At 43.1% G+C, this 12,777-nt stretch carries 6 protein-coding genes and 1 pseudogene; 1 reads left to right on the top strand and 6 read right to left on the bottom strand.

What is annotated here, in order from left to right:
- Window positions 1-244: 244 nt before the first annotated feature.
- From GXP67_RS08890 to GXP67_RS08870, 5 genes and pseudogenes are all read right to left on the bottom strand, one after another.
- A complete protein-coding gene (locus GXP67_RS08890; RefSeq protein WP_394351964.1) occupies window positions 245-1,798 on the bottom strand; it encodes a carboxylesterase/lipase family protein in 1,554 nt (517 codons plus the stop codon).
- A gap of 78 nt (window positions 1,799-1,876) precedes the next feature.
- Entirely contained in the window at window positions 1,877-3,517 is a 1,641-nt protein-coding gene (locus GXP67_RS08885; RefSeq protein WP_162442818.1) for a carboxylesterase/lipase family protein, read from the bottom strand.
- A 104-nt stretch (window positions 3,518-3,621) separates the two neighbouring features.
- Window positions 3,622-4,496 (bottom strand): annotated as a pseudogene (locus GXP67_RS08880) (alpha/beta hydrolase).
- Window positions 4,497-4,512: 16 nt separating this feature from the next.
- Window positions 4,513-5,388, bottom strand: coding sequence for an alpha/beta hydrolase (locus GXP67_RS08875; protein ID WP_162442817.1), 876 nt, complete (start codon window positions 5,386-5,388; stop codon window positions 4,513-4,515).
- Between the two features lie 109 nt (window positions 5,389-5,497).
- A complete protein-coding gene (locus GXP67_RS08870; RefSeq protein ID WP_162442816.1) occupies window positions 5,498-7,129 on the bottom strand; it encodes a carboxylesterase/lipase family protein in 1,632 nt (543 codons plus the stop codon).
- Window positions 7,130-7,325: 196 nt separating this feature from the next.
- Here GXP67_RS08870 and GXP67_RS08865 point away from each other — a divergent pair, with 196 nt between their 5' ends.
- Window positions 7,326-8,093 (top strand): NUDIX hydrolase, encoded by a 768-nt coding sequence (locus GXP67_RS08865; RefSeq protein ID WP_162442815.1) that lies wholly within the window; start codon window positions 7,326-7,328, stop codon window positions 8,091-8,093.
- A gap of 148 nt (window positions 8,094-8,241) precedes the next feature.
- Here the strand turns inward: GXP67_RS08865 and GXP67_RS08860 are convergent, their stop codons facing one another.
- Window positions 8,242-12,555 (bottom strand): DUF7619 domain-containing protein, encoded by a 4,314-nt coding sequence (locus GXP67_RS08860; RefSeq protein ID WP_162442814.1) that lies wholly within the window; start codon window positions 12,553-12,555, stop codon window positions 8,242-8,244.
- Window positions 12,556-12,777: the final 222 nt, after the last annotated feature.

Below are 12,777 nucleotides of genomic sequence, written 5' to 3'. Positions count from 1 at the left end.
TTATAATTAAGGGTATATATTGTTGTTTAATAAAAAATCAAACAAAAATTCCATGCGTGATGGCCTGAAAAAACAGCGGGCAATGCGTAGGCCTTGAGCGGGGAAGCATTGTTTTTTCTAGATCTTTCTTTGCTTACTTTCTTTGTAGCAATGACAAAGAAAGTAAGGACGGCGTAAGTAAATCACAGTACTTAATAATTGAAAACTTCACGATAATTGTACTATTACTTTCCTTGCCGCACTACTATTTATTCATACTCGCTTGAATGAAATCTAAGTTGGCAGCATCTGGTAGAGGAGCCGCCACTGGTTTGTCGCCCAACAGCATAATCTGTTTTCCTTGAACCGTATAAGCTGGCCAATTAGGCAAACCTTTGCCGTTGGGATTACCAGAAGTGATAAAATTCACCCAGTACGACGACATCACTCTGGCCAGTTCATGATCTACCGGTTGCCAGGGACGGTTTACAAATTTAAGATTATCATAGGCATAGGGAACTTCACCGGTATGGAAAGCGCCATATTTTACATACTCGCCGGTTGCCGGTACTTTTCTGGTGAAACGGTATACATACACATTTGCATTACCCTGTTTGTTTTGCACATTGGCCCAGGTATAATTCTGTACCCCAAAAATCATGTCTCTGGACAAATTCAACTGTGATGCAGCCGCAACAGAGTCGCTGGTAGCCGGATACAACTGGAGGAAAGTACTTGCCTGGGTTCCATACTGTTCTTCAGCATTCTTGCGGAAATCAGCAGCATTTTTCATTGGGCCAAACATTAATCCTTCGTTTTCATTCCAGCCGGTAAGTAGAGCGACTTTATTTTGTTTGCCTGCCGCAAAGATGCTGGCAATGGTTTCCGGCAATACATATCCATCAATAATGGGTCCCCGTAATCCCTGTGCTTGTTTCATCAATTCTTCTGCAGGCTTATTTCTGAGTTCGGAAAGCGAAGCCACATTCAGGGCTTTTGCAATTTTCTCACCTTCAGCTTCTGCTTGTTGCAGGCTTGCACTGCCTCTCGAAAAATTAGCCCCACTTTGGGCAATGGCTTTCTGGAAAAGATTCTTAGCCAGAGGCGAAGCAACCAGCGCATTTACACTCATCGAGCCAGCAGACTGTCCGGCAATGGTGACATTTTTAGGATCGCCTCCGAAGGCAGCAATATTTTTTTGTACCCACTGTAACCCAGCAATCTGATCCATCAATCCGTAGTTTCCGGAAGCATTCTTTACGGATCCTTTAGTCAGTTCTGGATGAGCGAAAAAGCCGAATATGCCTACTCGGTAATTAATACTAACGAATACCACTCCTTTTTTAGCCAGTGCCTCTCCGTCATAAATAGGCACGGCCGTTCCACCGCTTGAAAAACCGCCTCCATAAATCCACACCAGCACCGGACGTTTTTCTGTAGCTGATTTGGCTCCAGTCCACACATTCAGATACAAGCAATCTTCGCTGATAGGCTCTTTGGGTATGAGAAACTCTTCTGACCACATACTAAACGGTTTAGGCTCTCCCTGCATCGGACTGGGACCAAAGGTTTCACACTTTTTTACACCGGTCCAGGATTTTACCGGCTGTGGTGCTTTCCAGCGTAACTCTTCCAGGGGCGGAGCAGCAAAAGGGATTCCTCTGAAAATCTGTATATCACCGGCTGCGTTTTTGGTGCCGGATACCAGGCCTGCCTCTGTTTTAACTGTAGAAAGATCGGCAATTGGAGGCGTAAAGGAGAGTAAAGCCATCACACATACGAAACCCAGCGTGAGTAACAGAAAGGAGCGTAGCATCATATCAATAGATTGGTGGACAAATAAATATTGAACTCACCAATAGTTTCCTATGGATGAGTTCTTTTGGTTACCAGTTTACTACAATTTATTGCCAGAAGCTAATTGCAGTAATTCCTGATCATGATTATTTTTTACCTGGCACTGGTTATCAAAAATCATGTTGGCGCCATTTTGAGCCGTAAATTTAGGCCAGGTGGGTAAACCTTTATGATTAGGATCGCCAGTTCTGGCAAAGTTGACCCATGCACTGCTCATCTTTTCTGCCAGGGCATAGGCTTCTTTACCACCTCCGGTCATTTCTTCGCAGCGGGCAATATTATCGAACACGAAAGGCAGTTCCATGCAGTGCATTGATTTGTATATGCCATCATTTACCGGAGATGCCCAGGTGAACAGATACATGTACACCGGCGCAGCGCCAGGTATCGCCGCTTTTTCATTGGCCTGTTTAATAGCTAGGGAACGGAAGTTGATATCGATATTTGCATAGTCGGCAGGGGAAGTAGTTTCCGGATAGGCTTTCTTTACGGCTGTTATATAAGCATCTGTGTTGCTGTTATAGCGCTTTTGTAAATCTGTTTTAAGCGCATCCATCGAAGATAAATTTCTTACGGTAGGATTGAAGGGACCAAATTCTGTTTTGGTAGAACCAACTAGCAGCGGAATATTTTTAGATAACTCAATAGCGGCTGGCTCAGTCGGTTGATAGGGCAGGAAAGTCCCGTCTAGTACAGCACTCCAGCCTACGCCGAAACCTGGTACTGATTTTCCTTGTGCTTTCAGGTCATCATTTACTTTACGCAGGGCTTTTTTGCCGGCCGCATTCAATTGTTCATAGGATATTTTCTGGAGAGAATCAATTTGGGAAGGCTGTAGTTTTAACTCTGCCAGTATTGCTGCTCCTACCAGTTTTGAAACAGAAGGATCGGTAAAACTGGTAATATAGCTTCCGCTTTGCACAATAGCCTTATGGAATAATCCTTTGGCAGAAGGAGCATTCATCAGGGAAGTAACTTTGCCGCCGCCCCCAGACTGGCCGAATATGGTTACATTATTAGGATCGCCACCAAAATTGTTGATATTTTGTTTCACCCATTCCAGGGAAGCCACCAGATCCATTAAACCGGCATTGGCAGAAGACTTATATTTATCGCCATAGCCGGAAAGGTCCAGAAAACCGAGTACGTTCAGGCGGTGATTAACAGTTACTACCACCACATCTTTTTTCGTCAGACGTTCCCCATCATAAGAAGGCAATTCTACAGAAGATCCAGCCGAAAAACCGCCGCCATGAAACCATACCATCACCGGCCGTTTTTTGTTATCGTTCACTTTAGGTGTCCAGACATTCAGCGTCAGGCAGTTTTCATTGGTATAGCCCCAGTTGTGCTGGAAAGAAAATTCAATTTCGTCATTCACCGTAGTGGTCGGATCAGTGGGGCAAACAGGGCCATAGGTCATCGAACTGCGGATGCCTTCCCAGGAATCTGGTTTGGAAGGACCCATAAACCGATCCGCTTTGGCATAAGGAATGCCTTTGAAAGTATGGGTTCCATTGTGAATATAGCCTCGTACTTTGCCAGAATTGGTTTGTACAACGGCTACATCCTTTCCGGCCACTACCCCCTGTGCAGAAGCAGTTGATTGGGCTTTATTCTGGCTCCAGGCCAGAATAGGAAACAGGAGAAGTAAAGTGAAGAGAGAAAGTTTATGAGTCATATTTTATTAGAGGTTTAATATTAGGTCAGAAGTCATTGGTCATTAGTAAAGCGATTGTCTCAAATAGATAAATTTGTTGATTACTTGAGTATGCATGTATTAAACTATTGAATGGCAACACCATTTGCCAGTAGTACTTTGTGGAAAAACAGAACCTGATAGGGAAGGGCATTTTCCCAGTATTCCCAGGTATGTGCGCCTGGCCGCTCAATATAATCATGCGGAATCTGGCTGGCTACCAGACGTTGGTGTAAATCCCGGTTGGTATCGATCAGGAAATCATCTACCCCACAATCAAAAATCAGTTTAAGGCCGCTCGCTTTAAATTCGTTGACTCTGCCTACAGCTGTATATTCCGGATAAGGGTTAGAGGCATCTTGTGGAGGCCCCAGCAGACGGGCAAAATTTTCTGACCGTAACTTGGCAAAATCGGCTGGTACTTTCCAGGTAGCCGTATTTATGTTCATCACCCCGCTCATACTTCCGGCTGCACAGTAAATTTCCGGGTGCCTGGTAGAAATATACATCGCCCCATGCCCTCCCATTGATAAGCCAGCAATCATCCGGCCTTTGCGGTCTTTAATCGTACGATAGGTGCCTTCTATCTTTTCTAAAAGCTCTTTGGAAATAAATGTTTCATACTGGCTGGTTCTATCCAGGGGACTATCGAAATAATAACTGGTTGGTCCGCCATCTGGCGTTACAATAATGAGCTGGTATTGATCAGACAGCCGGTGTAATAAGGTTTTATCTGGTGTTTTGGTAAGCCAGTCCCGGAAACTACCGGTACCGCCATGCAAGAGGTATAATACCGGAAAAGGTTTTTTCGATTTTTATAACCATCTGGCACTACCACAGCCGCCCGGATATTCTTCTGCATTACGGTACTGGCTATATCCAGGGTATCTACTTTTGCCGCAACTGAAGGCAAGGCTATAGCTATACAGCATACGAGGAGCCAGTTTTTCAATAGATTCATAGGAATAAGAGCCAATTTAAGGAATTGCTACACCATTGGTTTTTAAAATTTTGCTGAAGAACAGCACATGGTAGGGCAGAGAATTTTCCCAATAGTCCCAGGTGTGTCCGCCAGGACGTTCCGTATAATCATGTACCACTTTGTTGTAGACCAGCCTGCGGTGTAGTTCCCGGTTCGGCTCGATCAGAAAATCATCTACCCCACAGTCAATAATCAGCTTCACGTCATTAATTTTCATCTGGTCCGTCATGTTTACAACCGAATTTGCTGCATAATAATCTGGTTTACTGTTATAAGGGCCTAAAATCCGCTCAAATCCAGGTTTGATCCGTTCGGCAAACTGAGGATCAATTCGCCAGTTGGCCGGACTCAAATCCAGGGCCCCACTCATGCTGCCAGCCGCACAAAAAAGATCAGGATGACGGGTAGCCAGATACAAAGCGCCATGTCCGCCCATCGACAATCCAGTAATTACTCGGCCATTGCGGTTGCGGATGGTACGGTAGCTTTCATCAATCTTGGAGATAACTTCTTTGGTAATATAGGTTTCAAACAGGTTGTCTTTTTGCACAGGGCTATCCAGGTAGCCACTCAGTTTTTCACCTTCCGGCGTTATAATTATCATCTGATATTGATCGGCCAGTTTGTGCAAAAGCTGTTTATCCGGGGTTTGTTTGAGCCAGTCGCTGAACTGTCCGCCGCCGCCATGTAAGAGATATAATACCGGATAAGCGGATTTGCTTTTTGCATACGAATCTGGTAATACTATAGCAGCCCGGTAATTTTTCTTCATGGCCGCACTGGGAATAGTCAGGGTATCTACTCTGGCCGCAAATGAATGGGTGAAAGAGCTTATTAACACAAATAGAAAAAATAATCGGAACAACTTCATTTTTGAGAATGGGTAATAAAGATGCAGGAAAAAATATAGGGTAAAAAGCAAACCTGCTGATACACATACAATCCGGCAGGTTTGCTTTTTTTAAATTCTGATGAATTAGTTACTTGCTTGGCGATTGCTCAAGAATCAGATAGCGGGCACTATTCTGGTCTGGTTTAGCCTCGGTCTTTACATCAATATGCATGACTTGTACCGGTTTTCCATTCGTGATGGCTTCCCATTGTGGCAAACCATTTCCATTGGGATTTAATGTCTTAATGAAGTTGGCAAAATAAGCTTGCATCGTTTCCGATACTTTATAATCATCATCCGTCCAGGCATAAACTTTATTGTAAGGCAGGTTACCCATCGCATATTCAATTTCTGCTGAATGGGCAGCTCCTCTGGCCTGTGGTACTTTCATGGCACTGGCATCTTTGCCTTTTACCACACCACCGGCTAACCCAGGTGCGGCATCTCCCATCTCCGCTGTCATGGCCGGACGGGGACGGCTATAATAGTAGCGGTAGGTGGGTTTTCCACTTGTTTTGCTATGTACATCTATCCATTTCCAGGTACTGTATCCGATAAAGCGGTCTCCAGCCAGGTCGGTTGCTGCCTGTAATACTTCTTCTTCCGTAGAAGCTGGATAAGCCTTTAAAACTTCTGAAGCTTTATCTCCATAGAGTTTTTGCACGGCTTTCTGATAATTTTCAGGTGTAGGTGCTTCTTGTCCGAGAATAGCCCGGTAATTCATTTCTTCAGAATTCCATCCGGCAAGCAGGGGAACTTTGGCTTGTTCGCCAGAAGCAAATATTTCAGTAGGAGATTTAGGGAAGAAATAGCCATCTACCACAGGCCAGAACCAGGGAACGCCAGGTTTCGCCGTAACTTCCAGTAATTGTTCAGCCGGTATGGCTCTTAAGTCAGCCAGAGAACTGGCGCCTGCTGCTTTTGCAAAGTTTACACCTGCTTCTTCTCCCTGAGCCAAAGGAGTGGTCGGCTGTAAACTTAGCATGGAGCCACTTTCGCCAATGGCACCGGCAATCAGATTTTTAGCTAAGGGAGTTGCCATCTGGGCGCATACCGAAAAAGAACCTGCTGATTCACCGGCAATGGTTACTTTTTTAGGATCTCCACCAAAAGCGGCTATGTTTTTCTGTACCCATTGTAAAGCTGCTGCCTGGTCCATCAGGCCATAATTTCCGGAGGCTTTATTGGGAGATTCTTTGGTGAGTTCCGGATGTGCCATAAAGCCAAAGGCACCTAAACGGTAATTCACGGTAAGAGCAACAATCCCTTTCTGTGCCATACTTTCACCATCATAGCGGGCTTCTGAGCCATCGCCGGCTACAAAACCGCCGCCGTAAAAATAGACCAGTACTGGCAGCTTTTCATTCCCTAATTTGGCAGGTGTCCACACATTCAGGTATAAACAATCTTCGCTCATGCCATTGGAACGGAATCCCATATCGCCAAAAACAGCCCGCTGCATGGCCCGCGGACCAAATTTATCGGCTTTGCGTACGCCTTGCCAGTTTTTAGCCGGTTGCGGTTCCCGCCAGCGTAAATTCCCTACCGGTGGCGCAGCAAAGGGAATCCCTTTAAAAGAACGGATGCCACTTTTTTCAGTAACTCCTTCCAGCGTTCCATTGGCTGTTTTTACGGTATTGGCAGATTCTTTTTTGGATTGAGCTACTGCCAACGGCACTATCTGGGCGGTTAGGAGCAGAAATAAAATAAGCATTTTCATAGATGTGAGCAGATAAGTTCAGGGTTAATGGTAAGTTAAATCAATCGTACAAAGCTAATTAGTTTTATATTGTCGCAATTTGTAACAATAATAGCTAATAAATTAGGAATATGCAAGGATACTTTTGTATTTTACAACAATAAAATTGAATTGATAGGAAAGGAAGGGAGACAACCTTCATTTTGAACGTGTACAAATGAGCAATCAGCCTACAAATGTTGAGCAACCAGACGCCGGTCAGCCGGAAGGTACTGGCTTTCTGCCTAACCTGGCACTTGATCTGGTTATTTTTGGATTTCATGAGAAACAATTAAAAGTATTACTTCTGGAATATGTGAATACCAGTTTGTTTGCCTTGCCTGCTGGGTTTATCAAAGCGAAAGAAAACCTGAATGATGCGGCCAGAAGGTCTTTGACTGAACGCACAGGTCTGCACGATATCTACCTGGAACAATATTATGTATTTGGCGACTTGTCGAGGCATGATTCTAGGCCACTCCGGACTATTCTCATAGCTAGCGGTTCAAATCCTCCAGAAAATCATTGGTTGCTAGGCCGCTTTGTTTCGGTGGGATTTTATGCCCTGATTGATTTTACCAAAGCCGTACCCAAACCAGATCTGCTCTCCGACCGTTGCGAGTGGTATGATCTAAATAGTTTGCCTCCCTTGATGCTTGATCATAAAACGATGGTGGATAAAGCCCTGGAAACCCTTAGGGCTAACCTTGACCGCAAACTGATCGGATTTAATTTACTGCCTGACTTGTTTACGATGGGAGATTTACAAAGCCTCTATGAAACCATTCTGGGAGAGAGACTAAACCGGACCAGTTTTCAGCGCAAAATACTAAGCCTGGATATTCTGGAAAGGCTGGAAAAAAAATTTACAGGAGGCGCCCATAAAGCTCCGTATTTATATCGGTTTAAACAACCAGCCGGGCAAGAAGCAGCCATAAAAATATAACGTGTATGAAATATAATCACGCTTCAATATTTCAGAATTTATTAACGTATGTCAAAGATTTAGTGATAGTATAAACGATGAAATGAAAAAGAAAAAGCTCTTAATTTTAGTAATTAAGAGCTTTTTCTTTTTCATTTGAGTTGCTTACTCATCGGATTATAAGTTTTTTTACAATGGTGCCATCTTTTGTTGTGATATGCAGAATATATATGCCTGCTTTAATACCTGTAAGCAGTAGCTCAACTTTGGATTCTCCTCTGGTAAGCATACTTTCTTTTACTGCTCTTCCCATGGCATCTGACAGTGTTAGGGTTGCCTGCCAGTCTGCCGGCAGTTCAATAAATACGGAGCTTGTTGCCGGATTGGGATATACTTTTATCTGTGCGCCGTATTCCTCCAGGCCGGTTGGAGTTTTCTGGTAAGTGAATGCTTCTGACAGAGGAGAGCTACATTCATCCATACTAACTTTTACAGTATATTTTCCGCTGTCACTCACCTTAATTTGCTGATTTTTACCCACTATCTTTATTCCATCTCTGTACCATTCATAACTGGTAGCGCTTATGCTGCAAAACAAGCTATCCGTTCCTATTTGGGTAATAACAGGTGTACCAGGCGCAGGTTTCCTATAGATGGTGACCGTACTTGAAGTGGAATCAGTTGAGCAGGAATTAGTCGGCACTTTCCATTCAAAGATATTTTCTCCATATGCTAAATTAGTTACTGAGGAAGCAGGATTGGTCAGATCCTGAATAGTAGCTGCACCTTTTAGAATCTTCCATTTACCTTTGCCAGCCGCAGGAGCACTGGCTTGCAGATTGAGCATATGCTGCTCACAGAAAGAACGATTATTACCGGCAAAAGCAACAGTATTTGTCTGGCAAATGATCACCTTTTCATTGTTTACAACAGGAGCAGGTACATCATAAATGGAGTTAAATACAGTATTGGTACGGACTGGTTCGTTAAAGTCAAAGAAGATGTCGGCAAAGTTCTCTATCACTGTTTTCTCTGCAATTGTAGCCAGCGGTTTGATGCTGAATTTGATAAATCCATTGCTGCCAAGCTGGTCTCTAGTACTGTCTGGCAGATTGATATTATCAAAAGTCCAGGTAAGAATAGGGCGGCCTTTGCCGGTTATATTGAGTTTATAGGCATGAGAAGCAGTACCGATTTGAAAAGTACTCATATCCAGGTGTTCGGATAAGGTATCTACCACGACCACTTTGTAAGCATAATCAGTACCTGTATTCTGAAAACGGATGGTATAATCTAAAGCTGTGTTGGTAGGTGTATAGTGGTTTTCTGTAACGCCTTGAGGTAATACCAATTTATCATTGGGATCGTAGGAATCAATAATAGGCAAACATTCTATGGCCACTTCCAGCTCTTCATCATCTTGCGGCAACTGAGCTACAAAGCCAGTGCTGACCTTACCTGCACTGGTTACTCCACAGGCTTCAATGCTGATGTTGGTTTGTGTTTTGGTCGGATGATAAGGCCGTTGATCTGCCTCTAATCTTAAAGTTTGGCCATTGGCAGGAACCTGTAAGGATAAACTATCGCCTGCGTTAAGCTTATACCTATGTTGAAAAACTTGCTGTGCATCTAAATAAATCCGGAAACTGCTGCTGTCCGCCATATGCCCTGTGCCAGTATTGTGAATACTCAGTTTGACAAATCCATTGTCCGTACATCTGGCTTTAAGGGTAATATCTGATTTATCCCAATCCGGGGAGGGTGTTTTGTTATTGGCTGGTGTGATCCATACTTTGGTGCATTGGGTAAGACCTCGAATGTTGGGATTGTTGCATACCACAGAATCAACTATTGAGATTTTACCCCTTGCTTGTGGACTTAGATCACCGATTGAAAAAACATAATTTTTGTTTTGATCCACTGCAAAAGGCATGTTAGCGCTGACAAGAACGACATGTTCTGGTAACTGTAGGTGTACTCTTACATCATTGGCTATAGCATTTCCTGAATTCTGATAAGAGATGGTGGTATTACTGGTAGCACACCTTCTTCTGCGGTCGGAACTGACACTCGTTGATAAAAGCGTTAAAAAAGTAAGTTCCCTGCTAAAATCATTTCCCCGGATGGTGTCACTATAATCCTTGAATGTAACCCCATACGGTTCATTATCAGGAGGGCAGGTTTGTTTGATGAAACTATCTACCGGTAATATCTGGCTCACGATATAGCTGCCTTTACCCACCTGAATGGAATAATTACCTAAACTATCTGTAAGGCCATAGTATGATCCGGGCTGGGCGATTACCGCAGCGCCTGCCACCCGGCGCTCGCTACTATCCGGCACACAATTCTGATTGGTATCTTCGTAGATAGTGCCCTGGATATAGTTGTAAGGGGCTACAAGTTTCCGGTTGAAATTGTTCCCCTGGATGGTGTCACCATAATCCTTGAAAGTAACCCTATACGGTTCGTTATCAGGTGGACAGGTTTGTTTGATGGCGCTATCTGCCGGTGGTATCTGGCTCACGATATAGCTGCCTGTGCCCACCCGGATCGAATAATTACCTAAACTATCTGTAAGGCCATAGTAAGGGCCGGGCTGGGCGATCACCGCAGCGCCTGCCACCCGGTGCTCGGTTGCATCCGGCACGCAGTCCTGATTGGTGTCTTCGTAGATGGTGCCCTGGATATAATTGTAAGATTTTACATCAGTTGCATAAGAATATTTTAGGACGCGATGCTTTTCTGACTCTGTAATGTATAGGTTTTCTTCTGCATCTATTGCTATTCCAGAAAAATTACCAGGTGATACAGTGGTAGACAAAAGCTGCCCTTCCGGGGAAAATTTCCGGATGCGGAAGTCTTCAAATATATTTTTTACATCAGCCAGATAAATATTTCCACTTTTATCGACATGAATGGCATCAGGAAAATTAAGCTGATAATTCTCATTGCCTTCTCTGGCAAATTTAGAAAGGAGTTGCAAGTCTGAGGAAAGTTTTACAACGCAACTTTTTTCAATCATAGGCTCTTCAGCGGATAAATATATGTTTCCTTGTTCATCTAAAGCTATATCATTGAGCACAAGTGGCTGACCTTCTTGTATTTCATTTAAGTTCAGTTTCATTAAAAATTGCCCGGTAGGGGAAAACTTCAGCAGACCCATCTGGAGAGAGTTAATGCCACAAAATACATACATATCTCCATTTTTATCTACAGTAACTGCGTCAGCATCAAAAAAATATCCTTCTCCTCCATACTCATCACTCCCAAACTTTCTTACAAATTCTCCCTGGGCATTGAATTTTTTTACATAGCCTCTGTCAAGTACATAAATACTGCCTTCTTCATCTACATCTACGTCTGTAGGAAACCATATTTGATTATCTCCAATGCCTTTCGAGCCAAATTTGAAAAGAAATTGCCCGGTTGGGGAAAGTATCTGAACCCGGTTATTACGGGCATCCAATACATATACATTTCCTTGTTCAGAAACCGCTATTTTAGTAGGATATGTAAATTGCCCATTGGCCAAAGGGTCAATTTGCCAGATAATTTGACCATCAGAAGAGCGCTTGTAAACAGTATTACTAAAAAAATCAGAAATGTATACATTCCCCTGTGCATCAACGGCTATACCCCCCAGAGCTTCTATCTGCCCTTCTTCTAAGCCATATTTACAATATTCAAAAAGATACTGCCCACTGGAAGAATATTTCCGTATAGATGGCATCTCATCCTGGTCGTTAGTAACCGGCATATAGAGGTTTCCTTCCCCATCTACAGCTATGGAATTATCTGTGCTGATGATATCATTGATAAGGATTGTAGATAAAAACTGTCCGTTGGTGGTAAACTTTTGAACACGATTGTTGCTATGATCAGGAATATAAATATTTCCCTGTGTATCCATTGCCATGTCTTTAATTGTCGTAAACTGGCCATTGGCTGTACCCTTGCTTCCGAATTTTAGTAAAAACTGTCCATTTGTATTAAATTTCTGAATGCATTTTTTTACTGTATCGGCCACATATATATTCCCCTGCACATCTGTGGCTATTCCAACAGGAGATTGAAACTGGCCATCTGCTGTACCGCCACTTCCAATTTTTGACAAAAACTGGCCATTGGCAGAAAACTTCTGGACAAGATGTTTAGATGCATCTGTAACATATACATTTCCTTCGGCATCAGCGGCTATATCACTAGGGGAAGAAAACTGCCCATCTGCAGTACCCAGACTGCCAAACTTAAGTAAAAATTGTCCGGCTGAATTATATTTCAGAATCCTATAATTATTGCCATCAATTACATACATATTGCCTGCACCATCAATGGTAATTTGTTGCGGCGAATGTAATTGTGTAAGTCCAAGGGCATCAGACCCCATTTCCCATTCATACTTATATTGTGCTTGCAGCGACTGGAATGAAATTCCAATAACTGTAATGATGGGTAATAAAAAACGTAGATATTTATTCATAAAATTTAGTTTATAACAATTAATAGCTGTTTGAAAAATGATAAAGCTTGATTTTATTATTGTTTCAAAATATTGCTTAATACAACACACTCACCGTACCTGAATAAGTAAATCCGCTGTAGGAAACCATGTAGTAATATACCTTAGGTAGAAGCGCCTGTTCCATTCCAGGCAAAGTGCTCGTGATGGCTTTCAAATACTTTTTGTCAAGAGGGATATATG

Origin of the sequence: Rhodocytophaga rosea (assembly GCF_010119975.1) — a bacterium.
Lineage (GTDB): Bacteria > Bacteroidota > Bacteroidia > Cytophagales > 172606-1 > Rhodocytophaga > Rhodocytophaga rosea.
Note: the sequence above shows the minus strand (reverse complement) of the source record. Positions and strands in the feature narration are given on the sequence as shown.

Excerpts from the sequence above, each read along its gene's own strand:
- GXP67_RS08890 (WP_394351964.1), bottom strand. The coding sequence starts at position 1,798 with ATGATGCTACGCTCCTTTCTGTTACTCACGCTGGGTTTCGTATGTGTG.
- GXP67_RS08885 (WP_162442818.1), bottom strand. The coding sequence starts at position 3,517 with ATGACTCATAAACTTTCTCTCTTCACTTTACTTCTCCTGTTTCCTATT.
- GXP67_RS08875 (WP_162442817.1), bottom strand. The coding sequence starts at position 5,388 with ATGAAGTTGTTCCGATTATTTTTTCTATTTGTGTTAATAAGCTCTTTC.
- GXP67_RS08870 (WP_162442816.1), bottom strand. The coding sequence starts at position 7,129 with ATGAAAATGCTTATTTTATTTCTGCTCCTAACCGCCCAGATAGTGCCG.
- GXP67_RS08865 (WP_162442815.1), top strand. The coding sequence starts at position 7,326 with ATGAGCAATCAGCCTACAAATGTTGAGCAACCAGACGCCGGTCAGCCG.
- GXP67_RS08860 (WP_162442814.1), bottom strand. The coding sequence starts at position 12,555 with ATGAATAAATATCTACGTTTTTTATTACCCATCATTACAGTTATTGGA.